Raw genomic sequence first — 18,165 nt, forward strand, 5'->3', positions numbered from 1 at the left:
CGACGCACGGTTGTCAGCAGGCCGCCAGCCGGACGATCTCGCGAGGGCGTGATTCGCGCTCGTCGAAGGCGAGGTCCAGTCCTGCCGACATGACGGCGGCGAACGACGTGGCGGAGGCTTCCTCGGACTCCCACTGCACAATCGAAACGACCGCGTCGGCGGACTCCCAGCAGTCCGCCGACAGACATCCCGATGTCCCCCGGAACGCCTCGGCGACCTGATGGACGCGTGCGATGAACTCCGCACGGTGAGCAGCGTGCGGATAGTGGTGCGCGACCATTGCTACCTTCATGATTCTCTCCTTGGTGGTGTGTGGTGGTGGGTCTGGTCCTGGTTCTGCCAGGCACGCCCGATCATCCGCATCAGCGCCGGATCCACGATCAGATGTCGCAGCGGCCGGATCGCGGCCATGTAGGCCCTCCCGAACAGCCCGTTCGGCTTCACCAGGACAGCCATCTGACCGCGGTAGCCGCCGGACCCGTCCGGGACCCAGCCGATGTGCATCACCGCGTGCACGGTCCGGTTGGCCACCTCCGCCGCCCACTCGTTGTCCGTCAGATAGACGGGGGTGAGCGGGAGCGCCCGGAAGCCGGGTCCGGGCGCGGCGGCACGGAGATCCGCCGGCAATCCGTCGCGCAATGTCGGCACCCGTGCGCCGAGGCCGGAACCGGGCCGGTCCCAGCCGAGCAGCGACCCCAGCTTCCAGCGGAGCGCGAAGAGCGCGCGGGTGGCACCGGAGAATCGCCCGCTGCCGGAGGTCATTTGCCGCACCAGCCGGGTGAGCTCATCAGGTCCACCGGGCGTCGGCAGCGCCCATACGTCCTCCAGTCGGAAGTCGGAGGTCAGGGCGTGGATCCGCCAGGGATGGGAGAGATGCGCGGAGTTCGGGATTCTCATCGGTGGACCGCTTTCCGTGGGGCCGAGGACTGCCGGCGCCGGTCCCATTCGGCCATCAGGCCGAACAGGGCGAATCTGTCGAGTACGGGCTGGTCGGCGTGGATCTCGCGGTAGCGCCGGTAGATGTTGACCACGACGCGTTCGGCGTCCAGCCAGTCGGCGTACTCGGCCAGATCGACGCCGAATGCCGCCTCCTGGAAGTCGAGGCCCTTGGCGTAGGCGGCGTCGGCCTGTTCGACGATATGGCCGAAGTAGTCGCGGACGGCGCGGATCCCGTCGGCGTCCGTCACCGGGCCGTGCCCCGGCACCACCGTCGACGCGCCGAGGCCGAGCATCGCGTCGCAGGCGGCGATCCAGTTGGCGAGGGGGCCGCTCCATACGATCGGGGTGCACCCGATGAACAACAGATCGCCCGCGAAGAGCACCCCTGCGTCAGGAAGGTGCACCACCGTGTCGGCCTCGGTATGGGCGGGCCCGAGATTGAGCAGTCGTACCTCGCGACCGCCCACGTCGACGGTGAGCCGCCGTTCGAAGGTCCGGTCGGGAGTGCGCAGCCGGATGCCGCCGAAGTCGAACCGACCGAAGCGGTCACGCAGATACGGCGTGAGCGTCGGCCCGAGATCCATGACCTGGAGGGCCGCGGTCAGTTCGGGTGCCATCTCGGTGCGCATCTCGTGTGCCGTTCCCTCGGCGGCGATGACGCACACCGAACCGGGAAGCAGCTGGCCGCCGTGGGTGTGGTCGCCGTTGGCATGGGTGAGCACGGCATGGCTCAGCGGGTGTTGATCCGTCACCGGCCGCATGCCCGAGAGCATCTCGGCGGTGAGCGGCAGGTCATAGAGCGTATCGACCAGCAGGGAGGCGCCGTCGCCCGCGATGAGCCCGGCGTTGCTCCAGCCGTACCCGCCGTCGGGCAGCAGCCACGCCCAGACGCCGTCACCGACCTGATGCAGCCCCTTGGTATACGGCAGGGGGGAGGCAGCCGGGTTGACCCGCGGCCGCCGGGGCGGCGCGGTGGGATCGGGCCGGGCGGCGAGCGGATGGGGCGGGGCACCGGCCCGCACGCTCTGCCGTACCTCGCCCAGCCCCTCGGCGCGCAGCGACACCACATCGCCTTCCTTGAGCCAGCCGCGGAACGCCGTGAGGTCGCCGAAGTCGAGGTGTTCCAGCAGACAGCAGCCGGGAACGGTGCCGGAGCCGAAGACATCTCCCGGCTGGAGCTCGACTCCCCGGGAGGCGTAGGAGATGACTTCGCCGAAGGACCAGTCCATGGCATCGGTACGGCCCGCACCGACCAGCTCGCCGTTGACCTCGGCCTGCACCTGGAGCGCAAGCCTGCCGTCCGGACCGAAGGGCAGCTCGTCCGGCGTGACCAGCCACGGCCCGAGCGTGGTCGCACCGTCCTTGCCCTTCGCCTGGCCGATCTTGAGCTGGCCCTCCAGAGCCTGGAGGTCGCGGGCGCTCCAGTCACAGAAGAGGGTGTAGCCCGCGATATGGCCTTCGGCCTGTGCGGGCGTCAGATCGCGGCCCGCGGTGCCGATCACCGCACCGATCTCCAACTCGAAGTCGAACCAGGCGCTGCCGGGGGAGATGGGCACCTCGTCGTACGGACCGAGGACGGTGGCGGGGTTGGCGAAGTAGAAGGCGGGGATCTGGTACCAGGCCCGCTCCAGCGCTTCCGGGGCGCCGACGGCCTTGCGGCAGGCGCGCAGGTGGTCGAGGAAGCACAGGCAGTCCCGGAGGGACGGGGGTCTGGGGAGCGGGGCTTTGAGTGTGACGTCGGCGAGCGCGACGACGTCGGCGGGCTCGGCGAGGGCGCGCTCGCCGGTCTGCCGCAGTGTGGGGCCGAGCAGTTCGAGGAGGGAGGTGCCTTCCGGTAACGCATGGATCAGGTCGCCGTTGAGGACGCCGGTCCGGTCGCCGTCCGCTGTGGCGTAGGTGACGAAGCGCAAAATGACCTCCCTGTGTTGGCCAGCATAGAATATTATTGCTAGCACAGAGGAGGTGTCGTGACAACGCGACGAGAGCAGACCAGTCACGAGAGCAGCGAGCTGATCCTCAGGGCGGCGGCGGAGCTGTTCGCGGCGAAGGGCTACCGGCAGACCACGTTCGCCGACGTCGCCGAGCGGTCCGGAATCAGCCGGGGATCGATCCCCTGGCACTTCGGCAGCAAAGAAGGACTCCTGCTGGCCGTTCTCGAACGCTCGGTGGACCTGATCCGGACAGGGCTCCCCGAGGAGCCGGCGGAGGGGGCGGAGCCGGAGGAGGTGGCGGCGGGCTTCGACCGCCTGATGGGCGGCGCCGACGCCCTGTTCGCCCAGCCCACCACCAAACTCTTCGTCACACTCCTGGTGGAGGCGCTGGAGCCGGGCTCCCCGATCCACGGCCGCTATGTCGAGATCCACAACACCCTGCGCGACCACTGCCGGCGCTGGCTGGAACGGCTGCCGCTGCCACCCGGGCTGTCCGCCGAGACACTGGCCGTCACGATCATCGGCGCCGGCATCGGCATCCACCAGCAGTGGCTACTCGCGCCCGAACGGGTTGACCCCGAGCAGGCGTTGGTGGCACTGCGCACGCTGGTGGACGGGGCGGTGCTGTCGGCCGGGGAGTGAGTGGGGGCGCGGTGCGCGAGTTCCGGCTCGGGGCAGAGGACCCCGCCGCTGTTCCCACGGCCGGCCGCCCGCCCCTCCCCTGAGAGGCATTCACGAAAACCCCACGCAGATGTACAACCATTCACATCTGTCCCGGGTCTGGTCTGCGGAGTCACCGGACTCCAGACCGATTCGGGTCCCGCCGACAGCGTCCGACGCCGAGGGGCCCCTTCCCTTTCGAGGAATACATGCGCATTCGAGCCACTGTTGCCGCACTGTCCGGCGCCCTGGCCCTCTCCGCCCTCACCGTCCCGGCCGCACAGGCCGTGGACGCCCCGGGCGCCCGCGCCGCCAAGGCGCAGCTCTCGCCGTTCCTCGCGAAGTCTCCCGCCAAGGCCATGGCGGACGACGCGCAGGGCGACACCGAGATCACGAACGTCACCGTCAACGGCGGCAAGGACATCGTCGTCGGCACCAGCCTGAAGAAGACGTACACCGTCTCGGTGACCGCCACCGACCCGGCCGGCATCTACGACGGCTACGCGTTCCTGTGGCACGGCACCGACCTGAAGGACGGTGTCGACGGCGCCATGACCCCGGGCGTCGACCACGGCACCTGCAAGACGGTCAACGCCACGACCGCCACCTGCTCGGTCACCCTCGTCGCCGACCCGAAGTCCACCGTCTACGGCAACATACTCGCCGGCCGGTGGCGTGTGTTCGCGTCCGCGGTGGGCAAGGACGGCGACTTCGTCACCAAGGACACCTACAAGTCCTCCTGGGTCAAGCGGGCCGCCCGGCTGACCACCAACGCCTCGCCCGAGCCCGTGGCGAAGGGCAAGACCGTCACGGTCACCGGCGCCCTGACCCGCGCCAACTGGGACACCGACACGTACGCGGGCTACACCCAGCAGCCCGTACAGCTCCAGTTCCGCAAGACGGGTGCCAGCAGCTACAGCACGGTCAAGACCGTGACCTCGGACAGCCGTGGCAACCTGAAGACGACCGTGAAGGCGTCCGCCGACGGCACCTGGCGCTACACCTTCGCCGGTACCTCGACGACCCCGTCGGTGACCTCCACGGGTGACTTCCTCGACGTGAAGTAAGAGGCGGGAGGGGGGAGTTAGGCTCCCCCACGCGACTCGCGCCGACCGTCCGGAACAGACGAGCAACCGGTCCGTTCCGGGCGGTCGGCACCGCGGTGGACGGGAGCGCGGCTGATGGCACCGCGGCCGTCGGGACGGCGGCGGAGGGGAGCGCACCGAGGCCCGCTCTGCCTGCCCCGGTGCGTGTCGCGCCCCATGTCGGGTACCCGCCCCGCATGGAGAACCTGCTGAGGGAAGCCACGCATCCGTACGCACCTCTGGCCGCTCCGCACGGGACGAGCGGCGTCCTGTTCACGCTCGTGGGCGTCCTCGTCGTCGCCCTGCTGATCGCGGCCTTCGCATGGGGACGGCGCATCAGGTCACGCGAACCGGGCCCACCCCACCCTGAGTCACAGCCCCGGCTGCCGGGCGGCGAACCGGTCGGCGATTCCATGGAGAGCCGCGAGCCCGAGGAACTCCCCCGGACGGACCACCGGCGCAAGCCCCACGAGCTGCAGGGCAACGGCATCGACTCGCGGCGCCGCGGCTAGGGGGCGTACCTCCGCCACGGTCGCCGGGCGGGCCGTCGGCGCGGTGGGACCCGTCGCTGTTCAAGTGAAGAGTCGCTGTTCAAGTGAAAAACAGTGGTGCCTTCGGCATGGCGTGGTACGCCGTTGCCGACCCGTGAGTATCCAGGTGCCATGACCCTTCGTCACCCCGTGGAAAGGGGCGGAAGTCAACGGGGGCGGTTCGCCGAACTGGCCAGGAAATCTTCACATTTCACCAGCTCTCCCGCCTTCTTCGTGGTCTGCCTCGCTCTGATCGCGCTCTTCCTGGCCGTCCATTTCGCGCGTCTGTCGCTGGGATGGCAGCTGCTGGTAGGCGATTTGATAACGGCGGTGACGCTGCTCCTCCTCGCGCTGCTGAAGAATTCCGAGCTCCGCGCGGAACACGCGATCCAGCGGAAGCTCGACGCCTTGGCAGCTGCCCTGCTGGAGTCCCGGGAAGGCCAGGGCGGCGAGGCGGCGGAGGGTCTCAAGAAGGTGATTCGCATGGAGGACGAGACATAGCGCCGTGCGAACGAACAGACGGGTTTCTACGGCCGCCTGGCCACCTGCGCGGCCGGTGAGAGAAGCAGGGCGATGACAGCGAAGACGGAACGCGACGCCGAAAAGGCCGGCCAGGATTACGACGCCACCCCGTATCTGCCCCGACGAGGTGGTCTGCCCGCGCACCGGCGTGCCGCGGCGGACTGCCAGGGGTGCCCGCTGTTCCTGGATGCCTCCGGCACCGTCTTCGGCTCGGGGAGCGCCTCAGCGCGCCTCATGCTCGTCGGTGAGCAACCCGGTGATCAGGAGGACCGGGCGGGGGAGCCGTTCGTCGGGCCGGCCGGGCATCTCCTGAGGAAAGCCATGAGAGAAGCCGGTCTCGACGAACGGCAGGCGTATTTCACCAATGCGGTGAAGCATTTCAAATTCACCCTGGCCGAGCGGGGCAAGCGCCGCATCCACAAGCCGCCGTCGCTCCGGGAGCTCACCGCCTGCCGTCCCTGGCTGACCGCCGAACTGCATCTCGTCGACCCCGATGTCGTCGTCGCGCTCGGTGCGACGGCGGGCAAGGCGCTGCTCGGGCAGTCGTTCCGGGTGACGAAGGACCGCGGCGCCCTCATCCCGCTGCCGGTGGGGGACCGGCCCGCGTCCCGAAGCGCGGCCGACGGCGGCAACGGGCTGGTCGTGGCCACGCTCCATCCCGCGGCGATCCTGCGGTCCACGGAGCGCGAGACCGCGTACGCCGGGCTCGTCTCGGACCTCGGGGTGGCGGCCGAAGCGCTGCGCTGACGCATGCCGCGGCCGGTCGGAGGGCGGTCACCGCGTCCAGGCAGGCCCGAGGCAGCCTCCTGGCAACGTCCGCCGCCCAGGGCCGGTACCGGCGGGCGCGGGCGACCGCCGTTCTCTCGCGAGGTCTACGGATGCAGGACGACCTTGGTGTACCCCTCGATGCGCTTGTCGAACTTGTCGTACGCCGAGGGGGCCTGGTCCAGGGGCAGGTCGTGCGAGACCACGAAGCTCGGCTTCGCCCGGCCCTCGATGATCATGTCGCGCAGGAACCGGTTGTAGCGCTTCACATTGCACTGCCCCGTACCCATCCGCAGGCCCTTCTCGAAGAGCTTGCCGATCGACATCAGCAGCATGCCCCGCTTCGCCTGCTCGTCCGGGCCGCCCGGATCCGCCGGCACGTACAGGCCGGGTACGCCCAGGGCACCGGTGGCGCGGACCGTGTCGACGAGCGAGTTCAGCACGGTCGCCGGTTCCTCGTGTGCCGCGCCGTGCGCCATCGCCTGGTAGCCGACGGCGTCCACGCCCTTGTCCGTGCCGACGCCCTCGGTCTGATCCTTGATCTGCTGCACCGGGTCGCCCTCGGCGAAGTTGACCGGCACCGCGCCGATCTCCTCGGCCTTCGCCAGCCGCTCGGGCACCCGGTCCACGACGAAGACCTTGCTCGCACCGCGCAGCAGTGCCGAGTAGGCGGCCATCAGCCCGACCGGTCCGCCGCCGTACACCGCGACTTTCTCCCCGGGGCGTACCTGGGCGAGTTCGCAGCCGTGGTAGCCGGTCGGGAAGATGTCGGCGAGCAGGATGAAGTCGGTCTCGTGCTCGTTTCCCGGTGGCAGCTTCAGGCAATTGAAGTCGGCGTAGGGCACGCGAAGGTATTCGGCCTGGCCGCCCGACCAGGGGCCCATGGCGACATAGCCGTAAGCGCCGCCCGCAAATCCGGGATTGACGGTCTGACAGAATCCCGTGAATCCCTCGACGCAATTGTCGCAGAATCCACAGGCGACATTGAAGGGCATGACCACCCGGTCGCCCTCCTTGAGGGAGGTGACGCCCTGGCCGAGCTCCTCGATGATTCCCATGTTCTCGTGCCCGAAGACGATGCCCGGCTCGGCTGCCGTACGCCCTTCGTACATATGCAGGTCCGAGCCGCAGATCGCGGTGGAGGTGATCCGTACGATCGCCTCGTTGGGATGCTGGATGCCTGGCTTGTCGACATTCTCGACCGCTACCGAGAACGGCCCTTTGTAGACGACGGCTTTCATTGCTGCCACCTCCCGCTCAGCGAAGAGTGCGCATGGATTCCCCACCCCTTTGACGTGAGCTATCACTCATGATTCTCCGGTCTGCTGGGCGGGGCAAGCCGCTAATGTAAGAGGGAATATCCACTTTCTGGCATCGCAATGTCGCACCGAGCAGTGAATGAGGAGGGCGAGACGTGGCAGCACAGCGACTCGGGACTTTGCTCGTCCCGGTGCCCGGCCTGTCCGGCACCACCTACCCGCCCGGTACCACGGTTACGGTCCGTGGTCGTGGTGCGACTGTCGATGCTTTTGTGAACGGCGACTGGCTCCCCCTTTCGTGGTGGGAGTTCTCCGACGGCCTCCGTGAGGACATCGCCGACCGCTGACCCGCCCCACCTGCGACTTCGCCATGCGCCGCCGCCGCGCGGCCCGCGGCGGGCGGCCGTCACAACCGGGTGATGATCAAGGCGATGTCGTCGCGGGCACCACCGGTGAGACCGAGGTGGGCGAGCAGCGCGTCGGCCAGGCGTTCCGGGCTCAGGGCCCGGAAGCTGCTGAGCGCCTCGGTCAGCCGGGAGAGCCCGGCGTCGATGTCCTCGTCGCGGCGTTCGATCAGCCCATCGGTGTACAGCACGAGGGTGTCCCCGGGGAAATAGGCCAGGCCGGCCTGGGGGCGGGGCACGTGCTGGGGCCGGGCGCCCAAGGGCGGGTCGGTGGCCTGGTCCAGCAGGTCATAGCTGCCGTCCGCGTGCACCAGGATCGGGGGCGGATGCCCCGCGTTGCTGTAGATGATCAGGCGGCTGCGGGGATCTACCAGCGCTTTGACGGCGGTGGTGTTCAGTGCGCCCTCGACCGATCGGGCGTACAGCCCCAGCACCTCCAGCGCCTGGGCCGGCCGCTCCAGGGCGCGGATCGCGGCGCTCAGGGCGCTGCGCAGCATGCCCATCGCCGCGGCGGCCTCCAGGCCGTGCCCGACGACGTCGCCGACCGCCACCGCGAAGCGGCCGTCCGGCAGGTCGACCATGTCGTACCAGTCGCCGCACACATTCAGCGATCCGGCGGCGGGCAGATAGCGCACCGCGACTTCCCGGTGCCGGGCCAGATCCGGTGACTGGAGCATGGCCTCCTGGAGAGTGACGGCCACCTGGCGCTCACGGGTGTGGGCCAGGCGCAGCTCCTCGTTCAGCCGCTGGAGCTCGCGCGCCCTGGCGTACAGCTCGGCCTCCAGGGCCTCACGCTCGGTGAGCTGCCCGGTCGGCGGCCGGTCGCCACCGGCCCGGGCCTGGACGAATGCGGTCACATCCTCGACCCGGTGAATGATCCACGCCACCGCGCCGTCCGGCCCGAGGATCGGCGTATTCACCGGGGACCACCAGCGCTCCTCGAACACCCCGGGCCTGCCCATGAGCGGGATGTCGTACTTCTGGAGGGCCATCGTGTCGGGCTCACGCGAGGTCAGGACCCGGTGCAGCGAGGCGTCCAGGTTCTTTACGCCGTCGGCCTCGGGATCGGCGGGGTTGTCCGGGAAGGCGTCGAAGATATGCCGCCCGAGCAGGTCGTCCCTGGTGCGCCGGGTCGCGTCCAGGTAGGCCTGGTTGACTTCCACGATCACCAGGTCCTGCCCCAGCACCAGGTAGGGGCTCGGCGTGGCGGCGAACAGTGCCGCGTAATTGATCCCTGACATCGCCGCCGTCTCCCTGCCCTTCTCCGCGCCGCCGGCTCCGCCCCCTCACGCTACGGTCCGACCGCCTCACCCGCCCGCTCAACGGCCGCCGGTGCCCCGCGCACGCCCGGGCGGAATCCGCTGGTGGCGCCGGTACCGCCTGGCAAGGACGCCGGGCCCCTCCGCCGCACCGCCTCCACCATCTGGCTGCGCGGACGCAGCCTGGTCGGCTCTCCCATGTCGCGCACCGCGCCCATTGGCAGTGGAGTAGGAGATGCACGGCCACCGCCGGTGGGACGCGCCCGGCTGTGGGTAGGCGACCTTCGGCACAGGCAAACGCCCCATTCGACAAGGAGCGGCACCATGCCGGCAGGTTCGGACAAGAAGCGTGAGCGGCAGTACGAGCACATCAAGGAGAACGCGCTGGAGCACGGGGTCTCGGAGAAGCGCGCCAAGGAGATCGCGGCACGCACCGTGAACAAGGAACGCGCCCGCTCCGGCGAGGCGCAGTCCGCCGGCAAGGTCTCCACCCGCGACCCCAAATCCGCCTCCCGGCGCGGCGGTGAACGCTCCCGCAGCGGACCGCAGGGCCCGACGAAGGACCAGCTGTACGAGGAGGCCAAGAAGAAGCACATCGACGGCCGCTCCCACATGAACAAGGAAGAGCTCCGCAGGGCTCTCGGCCGCTAGGGCCTCTGGCCCGCCGATGCCGGCGCCCGCGTCGAAGCCCGAAAAGACATGTCGTTCCCACGGATCGTGCCCTAAAGTGCCGTCCGCGCCGAACCCTTGAAAGCGTGGTGGCTCCGGATGTTTCCAGCGGGAAACACCGCCACCCGATGGGTGCCGGATTCCGCCCGGCAGGTGCTGCGGACAAAGGAAGGAGGGGGTCGCGGTGACATTCCGAACCTGGCCGCCCGCCCGGAAAGTCCGGGAGCACGGGCGGCGGTTCCGGAAGGAACGAGATGTCCCGTACGGACAAGACGAAGCCGCTGTGGGTGCGCCATGCGGAACACCACCCCCGGCCGGTCCACGATCACCGCTACGGTGCCTGTGATCTGCCGCCGCACCCGGCGCAGGAGGACACCGACACCCGCTGTCGGTGGGAAGACCCCGGCATGCTGCTGCTCGGCCGCACCTGCTGTGCGGGGTGCAATGTCCGCGCCTGCATCAAGGAGCGGCAGCAGATGGTGAAGGCCGACAACCGCAAGGAACGCTACGCGGGCCGGCGTACGGCACGTCGTTTCGTCGCCGGAGTGGACCGCGACTGACCCGGCTCTCGCCGGCAGTCGAAGAAGGGATCAGGACCCCAGGAGCGGCAGGATTCTGCGACCACCTGAACGACGGTTCCTGTCGCCTGTTCCCGGTCCGCCTCGTTCAGCGGGGCGGCGAGCACCGCACGCAGGAGGGCCGCGAGGTCCTCCTCGTGCGGAACGCTTCCATGGGTGTTCTGGGTTGCGGGCTTCGCGGGCCCCGGCCTCCGGCCGTGTTCGTTATGCCAGGGGGTACCGGTGGACGGGCGGCAGATCGGGCAGCAGGCCGGGCCAGACGACATCCAGGACATGGGCGCTGGGTGTGAACAGGTCGGCGGCAAGAGTCGGGAGGTCGGCGATGTCGTGCCACTCCCAGCGGCTGATGAGATCCGGCTCCCGCACGGCCGGCTCGCCGCGGAAGTCGACGACGCGCACCGCGGCGGTCACCCGCGGCATGCCGTGTACGGCGTCCATCAGGATCGCCAACACCCGTGCATCGGCTGCCCCGGCCGTCAGCCCGGTCTCCTCTTCCAGCTCGCGCACGGCGGCCTCGGCGAACGATTCGCCGCCGTCGTTCTTTCCGCCGGGCAGCTCCCACGTCCCCTTCCGAGACCTGCCCAGCAGCACATGACCCGCTTCATCGGTCACCACGACGCCCGCGCCGGTCAACGCGTGTGGGGACGGGCGCCCCTTGCCCCGGTAGGTCACCGGGCCCGAGGCGGGGTCGCGCAGCACGAGGAACGCCAGCCCCGCGGCGTCATGTCGTTCGGCCGTGTGCCACCCGGCGGACAGCAGGGCGATCTCCTCCTCGTCGAGCGCGATGCCGCGGCGGTCGGCAGGCACCGCCGCCGCGACCGGGGTGATGACCACGACCGCGCCGCCGGGGCTGAGTCGTTCGCGCAGCCGGCGCATGACGCGGGTGCGGTCACCGATGAAGGCGTAGCTGAGCCGGAAGGCGATCAGGTCGTACGAGGAGTGCAGGCAGTCGAGGGGGTCCCGCTCGATGTCGCATCGTACGAACCGCACCGTGCCGGGGGCCGGTGGTGTCTGTTCGGCGATGCCGAGGGCAGCGGGAGCGTGGTCGAGGGCATCGACGGTGTAGCCGGCGGTCGCGAGGTGCCGGGCGAGTTCGCCCAGGCCGCAGCCCACGTCCAGGGCATGGCCGCCGCCGGGCGGGGCCGGGACCAGTTCACGGAGCAGGGTGACTTCGGCGTCGTCGAGCGGCCGGAAGGAACGCCCTTCTCTGTAGTGGGCGTCCCATGAGTCCTGCGTCACGTATCCCATCGTGAACTGCCTTTCCGTGTATTGGCGGAGCCGGACATGTGGCCGCGTTCAGCGGATGCTCCCAGTTCACACCTTGCGGCACCCCCGGGCCCCGGGCCCCGGACCTTCAGCCAATTCCGGTGTCAGTGCTCGCCCTTACAGTGTCCGCATGACCGCTGAGACACAGCCGGAGAACTCCCCGCCGCATCTCCTCCAGAAGTGGCTCGACGAACTGCCGTATCAGCTACTGCTCCTGGAGAGGGTGCTCCTCCCCGAGGACTTCCCCTTCGACTACGGTCCCCTGTCGCTGGACGCGCTGGAGGCTCAACTGCTGGAGCAGGACAACTCCGGCCAGGAGAGTGAGAAGCGGGCCGAGTTCGTGGAGAGTGCGGCGGCCTTCCTCGGTGACGTCCTGCTCGGTGTCGCGGGTGGTGGGTGGGGCTGGAACACCCGGCCGGTCGAGGGTCGCCCCGGGCAGCCGGTCGTCTGCCCGGACCCGGAACTGGAACTCTCGCCCGTCGCCCCGATGTTGCTGATCGCGTACGCCCTCCGGGTCCGTACGGGGACCGCCTTCGCCGAGGAGATAGCGCGGCTGCGGCAGGCCGTGACGGCGCGGCAGCAGGCGATACCGGGTTGGCAGCCGGTCAAGGAGCACACGCCGCTGGTGGACCCCAGGGAGGCGCGGCCGGAGGATCCGGTGCTGTCGGCGTGGCTGGCCGAGCGGAGCGAGGCACTCTCGGCCTGGGTCAAGGAGGCCTTTGACGGAGCGTGGCGGTGGAATTACCACCCCGGCACCCTGGACTGGCTGGAAGCGGTCGTGAAGCAGCGCTTCGCCACGGTGGCGGAGTTCGACGCCGCGCGGGACGAGCCGTTCGTGCAGGGTGCTTGCTGGTATCTGGGCGAGGTGATCCGGCGCAACAAGGGAGCGGTGTGGCAGTACATACCCTTCGACCCTGACGCCGAGCCCGGGGCCCCGGGCTCGCGTGAGAACGTGTGGACCGAGGTGCCGTTCGTGGATCAGCCGGACAAGCGGCTCGGGGGCGCGGCGATTCCGCTGGAATGCCTGCGTGAGCTGCTCCCGGCGGGGGACGGGGACGTGGAGCCGGGCGAGCGGCAGCGCGGGCTGACGGACGAGCTGTTCTGGTTCAGGGCGTCGTCGTACGCACATGTGGGGGCGCTCCTGACGCGGCTGGGCATGGTGTCCCGGGAGAAGGTCGACAGCGTGCTCACGGAGTACTCGCGCTTCGCATACAACGAGCTGACACCCCACGAAGTACCCGGTGCGCTCGAATCGTTCGGCGTGGCGATCTCAGCCCACGCGGACGATGTCGACGACCTGGAGGGGAGCTACACGAGCCTGCTGCAAGAGGCCGCGGCGCTCACCGACGGCGCGGTCACCATCACCGACGTCACACTGCACGGCGGCGAGTACGGCGAAATCCTGGAGTTCGCCCGCAACGGTGTCCTGGTGACCCAGGACACCGAGCACCATTCGTTCGACTACCTCGACCATCTGGCGATCTCGGAGTTCATGGGCCACGTCGATCCCGACCCCGACGACGACACCCGCCGGTTCTACCTGGCCGACTTCGTGTACCTCAGGGAGGCCACTTACGACAGCTACTACGTCTTCGCCACACCGGAACAGGCCACCGTGCTGGAGAAGGAACTCGGCCTGGATCTGCGCTGAGCGAGCCGAGCCACCGGGCGAACCGAGCCGGCCGCCGACCGGACGCACAGAGCCGACCGGCGATCGCCCCCCCGCGGCAGGACTTCACCGCTTGGAGGGAGCGACGGCCGCCGGGACTGGCACCATGAACGCCCATGGATGATCAAGCAGCCCCGACCGCCCAAGCTCTTCACCTGATCGCGAGCCGCTACCCGCAGGCCCTGGGAGCGGTACTCGGCGGCTCAGCCGCTCAAGGCCGTGCCACTGCGACCAGCGACCTGGACGTGGCCATCCTGCTTCCGGACTCGGACACCAGCCGCCGCGAAGTGATCCGCCACGACGGCCGCCTGGCCGAACTCTTCTTGCACACCCTTGCGGACCTCCCCGGGTTCTTCGAATGGGACAGAGCACGCCGCCGGGGCACCGTTCTCTTCATCTACGACCAGGGCCTGACCCTGATGGATCCGCACGGCCAAGTGACCCGAGCACGCGCCCAGGCCCGCGCGGTGCTCGCCTCCGGCCCTCCACCCCTCACCCCCACCGAGTGGGCAAGAGGCCGCTACGTCCTCACCTGTTTCATGGACGATCTGATCGACACTCAGCCGGCCGACCGGTACGAACAGCTCTCCCTCGCCGACTTCATCCTGCGCGAGGCCGCACACCTGCTCACCGCCCACCACCGTGCCTGGACAGGCATCGGCAAATGGCTGCCCCGAAGGCTCCTCAGCGCTGACCCGGTACGAGGCAGGGCCCTGCTGGACGGCCATAAAGCAGTGGCCGAACACGGCGACCCCGCCCCCTTGTCAGCCGCAGCCGGGGAACTGCTCGACCTGGTCGGCGGCCCGCTGCGAGAGGGGTACACACAACGCTGGGGTGAATGACTCGCGACGACGTCTTCGGACAGCCCAACTCGGCCACGGCCAACCCGCGTTCCGTCGAATCTCCACATGGCTTGTCACCGCCCTTCGCGCCGGCAGGGGCACAGACCCGCAGGCCCAGGGCCTCCACCGATCCTTTGCCGGTGCGCGTCGGCCTCCCCGCGCTTTCGAATCTGATCGAATTCGGTGTACCTGCTGTGCGACAAGTGCTTGAATCAATCCGGCTCCGACACCGGGCAGCGCCTGGGGGAGGGGGCATTCCATGACCGGGAAGGCCCCACCCACGTCGGTAACACCGTTGATTCAAGGGGGAGAAGAGCAGATGAAGCGCAACATCATGCGGACGGTGAGCGCGGCGGCGCTGAGCACGGTGGGACTGATCGGGATCGGCGCGGCCACCGCGGACGCCACCACCGCCACTCCGGACGTGCCGCACGCAGCGGCAGATGACTCCGCGGCCCCGGCCGAGGTGGGCCTGGCCGCTGCCAAGTTCTATTTCTTCAAGGACGACGACCGGCACGGCGGCTACGCCTATGTCACGGGTTCCGACCGCGACCTGCGGAACAACCGCTGGCTGAGCGGACCGCACAAGGGCCGCACGATCGACAACGGCACCAGCTCGGTCAACAACACCACGTCCCACTTCGTGGTGCTGAGCGACCATCCCGGCAGCTGCGTCGGGCCGCACTACTACTCCAACGCACACAGCTCCGACAACGACCTGTCCAACAACGGGTTCGACAACAAGGCCAGCTGCGTGACGTTCCGGTAGCAGAGCAGTGCGGTGGGGCGTCCGGCAGCGGCCGTCCCACCGCGCCGCAGTGCGTAGTGAGGCCACCATGCGATTCCGTCATACCGCCGCCGTTCTGGCCCTGTTGGTGCCGGCCACCGGGTGTTCGTCCGGGGTGGTGCCCTCCCCGCCGCGCCACAGTGCACCGCCCCCGGCCGTGCCGCCCGCTTCGAAGGAAGTACGCCGCCTGGTCCTGCCGTTCGACGCCTACGCGCTCTCCGGCCCCGATGTCCACACCATCGAATCGGCCGAAGACGTCCTGATCCGCGGCTGCATGCGCGCCGAGGGGAAGGGATGGACCGCGCTTCCCCAACCGAGCGCCCTCGACCCGGACCCGCCGCAACGCCGCCGCTACGGGGTCATCGAGCCGGAGGTCGCCCGCCGGTTCGGCTACCACCAGCCGCCCGCCCCGCCCGAAACCGCTCGGCGGGACGAGATCTGGCGCGCCCGGGAGAAAATGCCACGCGCCGCGCAGCTCGCCGCATACGGGAAGGACGGCGTCAGCGGGTGCTGGAAGAAGGCCCACCTCCGCCTGCTCCGAGACGTCCCGAAGAGCAGCACGGCCCTGTTCAACCGCCGAATCCGTGAGGAGTTCACCGCCTCCCAGAAGGATCGCGCGGTGAGCTCAGTCGTCCGCTCCTGGAGCGCTTGCATGAAGCGGGACGGATATCGCTATCCGGATCCGCTGGCCGCCGCCGGCGACGACCGCTGGGCGAAATCGCCCCGGCCTTCCCGTCATGAGATCGCGGTGGCACAGACGGACGTGCGGTGCAAACGAGAGACCCGTCTCGTGTCGGTCTGGAGCAAGGCGGAAACCCGGTTGCAGCACGGTGCGGTGCGCAGTCACGCCGCGGAATTCCAGAAGCTTGCTGCCCAGAAGGCCGGCTGGCTCAAGGCCGCCCGCAAGGTCCTCCGCAGCGGCGCCTGAGGTGCGCCGCCGCGGGCGTGCGGGCCGCGTGTCACCCGATTGCCGGACGGTGCGGTAGCCGATTTCCGTGAGCGGGCAGAGGTCAGTCCCAGGACGGAGCTGACCAGCGACCCGAGCAGGAGCGTGGCCGTGGCACGGCTGATGGTGGACGGCGACGAGCTGGTGATGGGGCTCGCGTGGTGGGAGAAGCTCATCACCAGGCACGGAGACGTACGGGTGCCGCTGGCCGCCGTGGAGCAGGTGAGCATCCAGCCGGACTGGTGGCGAGCGCTGCGCGGCATCCGCGTCCGTACCCATGCACTGGCGGTTCCGGGCGCACTGTGCTTGGGAGTGTGGCGGCACGGTGACGGCCAGGACTTCCTCGCCTTGCGCCGCCCACGCCGGTCGCCGACGGTCGTGGTGGACCTCCGTACCGCGGCCCCGTACGCGCGGGTCGCGGTGTCCTGTCCACCGGGGTCACAGATGGTGTCGGCCATCAACACAGCCCTGGACCGTCAGCGACGTGCGGAGGCCGGTGAGGATTCCTGAGGGGGTTCCGATACCGCCTCGGACCGCTCGCTCCGCGACGGCCCGCTCGCGCGGCGGGCATTTTTTCCCCCGGCCGTCGCCACTCGAACTCGGCACGACGCCGGTTCACCCGACCGGCCCTTCCGCGATGGCCCAGGGGAGTGCCCTCGTGTTCCATGAGCAACGGATGGAACCGGACCCACGGCACTGGCGGCGGCTAGTTCCCTGCCGTCCAGTCCCCCCACCAGCACCAGGGAGAGGCCCATGTACGAGATGCGCGCCGGCCCCTCGACGACCGGCAGCTCAGGACAGGTGTGGCACGTCATGGCCAAGCACGACGCCCGTGCCACCTTGTGCGGCCGCAAGCTGGCTTCGCATGGCCCCAGGCCATCGGAGCAGGAAGACGACCCCACCGCACGCTATTGCTCGCCGTGCATGACCGCTTTCCGCGAGATTCTGGACATCAATTCCGCCCCGGCGCACGAACACCGGCCGACCTGATCATCCTGACCGAGCCCGGGGAGTGCTCAGCGAGCCTCCCCGGGCTCGATCGCGGACGGGTATGGGAGGCTACGGAGCCGGAGAAGTCGGCCTGCTCGGGTGGTAGCCCTCAGCGTCCGGATAGACGTCCCGGTATATGGCGCGGGAGACGGTCTCTATCGTTTCGATCCCGTAGTCCCACCCCTCGTTCGTGGGGTGTCCTTCGGGGACCCGGTTGTTCTCGGTGAGGACGACCAGCCCGGAGTCGTACCCGTTCTCCGTGAGGGCTGCCATGCTGTTCACCTTCCAGTCACCCCTGTCGAAAGAGTCGACGTCGGGGTTCTGGCTGCGCTGTAGCCAGCCGTCCTTCACATGGATGACGGAGTCGAGCGGAGCGCCGGCGGTGGCCCCCCAGCGCTGGATGCTCTGCACCTGATTCATGAGCTCAAGCGCATAGGACCGGCTCTTGCTCCCGAGGACCGAGTCGTCGTCACCCGTGAAGAGGCGCAGAAGCTTGGCCTGGTCGTCCGCGGTGACCTGGGTGAGGCCCCAGGAGCCTTCCTTGTCGAGGACGGTGTTGCCCATTCCGGCCTCATCGAGGAATTCCTGGATCTTGACAGGGTCCGGCTTCTTGGGATCCTTCAGATCGGACAGCTGCTTCCACAGTGTGGTCGCGGCGGTGTTGTCCGAATCGATGATCATCTTGCGTGCGAGAGCGTCTTCCGCCTCGGTGAGGGTGCCGTCCTTCTGGTACAGCAGCGCCCCGAGAATGATCGTCTTCGCCACGCTGGCCGCGTCGTACTTCTTGCCGGCGTCAGAGGTGCAACTGGTGCCGGTGGGCCGGTCGAAGAAGGAAAGCGACGCCATGCTCTTACGGTTCGCCAGCGCCTCGGCTATATCCGCTTCCAGCTTCTTGGCCAGCTTGTGATGGTTGGACGTGCAGTGCACCTTCGAGGTAACTGCCGTGGCCCGCTGGGGTGCCGCGACGGAAGGCGTAGCCGCTGCGACGGGTCCGGCGACCGCGCCGGCTCCTATAGCGGCCGCGGTGAGGGTGGAAGCCCATCTCATTTCTGCTCACTGTCCTA

The 18,165-nt window shown here is 69.2% G+C and carries 21 protein-coding genes; 14 read left to right on the forward strand and 7 right to left on the reverse strand.

Annotation, left to right across the window (positions count from 1 at the left end):
* Positions 1 to 13 precede the first annotated feature (13 nt).
* From TU31_RS11415 to TU31_RS11425, 3 genes are read right to left on the reverse strand one after another with little or no spacing between them, the layout of a single operon-like run.
* The gene (locus TU31_RS11415; protein ID WP_042152971.1) at positions 14 to 292 is read right to left on the reverse strand and encodes an antibiotic biosynthesis monooxygenase family protein; all 279 of its coding nucleotides are present in this window, start codon (positions 290 to 292) and stop codon (positions 14 to 16) included.
* On the reverse strand, positions 289 to 897 hold the full coding sequence (locus TU31_RS11420) for a DUF2867 domain-containing protein (protein ID WP_042152973.1): 609 nt from the start codon (positions 895 to 897) through the stop codon (positions 289 to 291). Before TU31_RS11420 ends, TU31_RS11415 begins: the two co-directional genes overlap by 4 nt.
* Positions 894 to 2,849, reverse strand: coding sequence for a fumarylacetoacetate hydrolase family protein (locus tag TU31_RS11425; protein WP_042152975.1), 1,956 nt, complete (start codon positions 2,847 to 2,849; stop codon positions 894 to 896). The genes TU31_RS11420 and TU31_RS11425 overlap by 4 nt, the downstream gene beginning before the upstream one ends.
* A 57-nt stretch (positions 2,850 to 2,906) precedes the next feature.
* On the opposite strand from TU31_RS11425, the gene TU31_RS11430 reads away from it, so the two are divergent.
* The 5 genes from TU31_RS11430 (at position 2,907) to TU31_RS11450 (ending at position 6,414) form a co-directional block, all read left to right on the forward strand.
* Entirely contained in the window at positions 2,907 to 3,512 is a 606-nt protein-coding gene (locus TU31_RS11430; RefSeq protein ID WP_042152978.1) for a TetR/AcrR family transcriptional regulator, read from the forward strand.
* Positions 3,513 to 3,739: 227 nt separating this feature from the next.
* On the forward strand, positions 3,740 to 4,597 hold the full coding sequence (locus TU31_RS11435) for a hypothetical protein (RefSeq protein WP_042152980.1): 858 nt from the start codon (positions 3,740 to 3,742) through the stop codon (positions 4,595 to 4,597).
* Between the two features lie 215 nt (positions 4,598 to 4,812).
* Complete coding sequence (locus tag TU31_RS11440; RefSeq protein ID WP_042153800.1) at positions 4,813 to 5,127, forward strand: DUF6479 family protein; 315 nt, start codon at positions 4,813 to 4,815, stop codon at positions 5,125 to 5,127.
* Positions 5,128 to 5,277: 150 nt separating this feature from the next.
* Entirely contained in the window at positions 5,278 to 5,646 is a 369-nt protein-coding gene (locus TU31_RS11445) for a low affinity iron permease family protein (protein ID WP_042152983.1), read from the forward strand.
* Positions 5,647 to 5,682: 36 nt separating this feature from the next.
* Positions 5,683 to 6,414 carry a UdgX family uracil-DNA binding protein gene (locus TU31_RS11450; protein WP_275451779.1) on the forward strand — a complete coding sequence of 244 codons (732 nt, stop codon included), beginning with the start codon at positions 5,683 to 5,685 and terminating at the stop codon, positions 6,412 to 6,414.
* Between the two features lie 125 nt (positions 6,415 to 6,539).
* Here TU31_RS11450 and TU31_RS11455 read toward each other — a convergent pair whose 3' ends face one another.
* Entirely contained in the window at positions 6,540 to 7,673 is a 1,134-nt protein-coding gene (locus TU31_RS11455; protein ID WP_042152988.1) for a glutathione-independent formaldehyde dehydrogenase, read from the reverse strand.
* Positions 7,674 to 7,846: 173 nt separating this feature from the next.
* Here TU31_RS11455 and TU31_RS11460 point away from each other — a divergent pair, with 173 nt between their 5' ends.
* On the forward strand, positions 7,847 to 8,038 hold the full coding sequence (locus tag TU31_RS11460; protein WP_030931808.1) for a hypothetical protein: 192 nt from the start codon (positions 7,847 to 7,849) through the stop codon (positions 8,036 to 8,038).
* A gap of 59 nt (positions 8,039 to 8,097) precedes the next feature.
* Here TU31_RS11460 and TU31_RS11465 read toward each other — a convergent pair whose 3' ends face one another.
* Complete coding sequence (locus TU31_RS11465) at positions 8,098 to 9,336, reverse strand: PP2C family protein-serine/threonine phosphatase (protein WP_042152993.1); 1,239 nt, start codon at positions 9,334 to 9,336, stop codon at positions 8,098 to 8,100.
* Positions 9,337 to 9,678: 342 nt separating this feature from the next.
* Here TU31_RS11465 and TU31_RS11470 point away from each other — a divergent pair, with 342 nt between their 5' ends.
* Together TU31_RS11470 and TU31_RS11475 are read left to right on the forward strand one after the other, a co-directional pair.
* The gene (locus TU31_RS11470) at positions 9,679 to 10,005 is read left to right on the forward strand and encodes a plasmid stabilization protein (protein WP_042152995.1); all 327 of its coding nucleotides are present in this window, start codon (positions 9,679 to 9,681) and stop codon (positions 10,003 to 10,005) included.
* Between the two features lie 272 nt (positions 10,006 to 10,277).
* A complete protein-coding gene (locus tag TU31_RS11475) occupies positions 10,278 to 10,583 on the forward strand; it encodes a hypothetical protein (protein WP_042152997.1) in 306 nt (101 codons plus the stop codon).
* Between the two features lie 222 nt (positions 10,584 to 10,805).
* Here the strand turns inward: TU31_RS11475 and TU31_RS11480 are convergent, their stop codons facing one another.
* Positions 10,806 to 11,849 carry a bifunctional class I SAM-dependent methyltransferase/NUDIX hydrolase gene (locus TU31_RS11480; RefSeq protein ID WP_042152999.1) on the reverse strand — a complete coding sequence of 348 codons (1,044 nt, stop codon included), beginning with the start codon at positions 11,847 to 11,849 and terminating at the stop codon, positions 10,806 to 10,808.
* Positions 11,850 to 11,997: 148 nt separating this feature from the next.
* Here TU31_RS11480 and TU31_RS36715 point away from each other — a divergent pair, with 148 nt between their 5' ends.
* The 6 genes from TU31_RS36715 to TU31_RS11515 all read left to right on the forward strand — a co-directional run bounded on the left by TU31_RS36715 (position 11,998) and on the right by TU31_RS11515 (position 17,101).
* Entirely contained in the window at positions 11,998 to 13,518 is a 1,521-nt protein-coding gene (locus TU31_RS36715; RefSeq protein ID WP_052718892.1) for a hypothetical protein, read from the forward strand.
* A 134-nt stretch (positions 13,519 to 13,652) separates the two neighbouring features.
* The gene (locus tag TU31_RS11495) at positions 13,653 to 14,378 is read left to right on the forward strand and encodes a nucleotidyltransferase domain-containing protein (RefSeq protein ID WP_042153001.1); all 726 of its coding nucleotides are present in this window, start codon (positions 13,653 to 13,655) and stop codon (positions 14,376 to 14,378) included.
* Positions 14,379 to 14,697: 319 nt separating this feature from the next.
* Complete coding sequence (locus TU31_RS11500) at positions 14,698 to 15,147, forward strand: hypothetical protein (protein WP_052718893.1); 450 nt, start codon at positions 14,698 to 14,700, stop codon at positions 15,145 to 15,147.
* 67 nt (positions 15,148 to 15,214) lie between these two features.
* Positions 15,215 to 16,093, forward strand: a complete 879-nt coding sequence (locus TU31_RS11505; RefSeq protein ID WP_042153003.1) for a hypothetical protein — start codon at positions 15,215 to 15,217, stop codon at positions 16,091 to 16,093.
* A gap of 129 nt (positions 16,094 to 16,222) precedes the next feature.
* Entirely contained in the window at positions 16,223 to 16,621 is a 399-nt protein-coding gene (locus TU31_RS37950; protein WP_042153005.1) for a hypothetical protein, read from the forward strand.
* Between the two features lie 243 nt (positions 16,622 to 16,864).
* Positions 16,865 to 17,101: a hypothetical protein gene (locus TU31_RS11515; protein ID WP_042153007.1), complete on the forward strand. Its 237-nt coding sequence runs from the start codon at positions 16,865 to 16,867 to the stop codon at positions 17,099 to 17,101.
* Positions 17,102 to 17,170: 69 nt separating this feature from the next.
* Here TU31_RS11515 and TU31_RS11520 read toward each other — a convergent pair whose 3' ends face one another.
* The gene (locus tag TU31_RS11520) at positions 17,171 to 18,148 is read right to left on the reverse strand and encodes a serine hydrolase (protein WP_042153009.1); all 978 of its coding nucleotides are present in this window, start codon (positions 18,146 to 18,148) and stop codon (positions 17,171 to 17,173) included.
* Positions 18,149 to 18,165: the final 17 nt, after the last annotated feature.

It is taken from the genome of Streptomyces lydicamycinicus, assembly GCF_000829715.2.
GTDB classification, from domain to species: Bacteria; Actinomycetota; Actinomycetes; order Streptomycetales; family Streptomycetaceae; genus Streptomyces; species Streptomyces lydicamycinicus.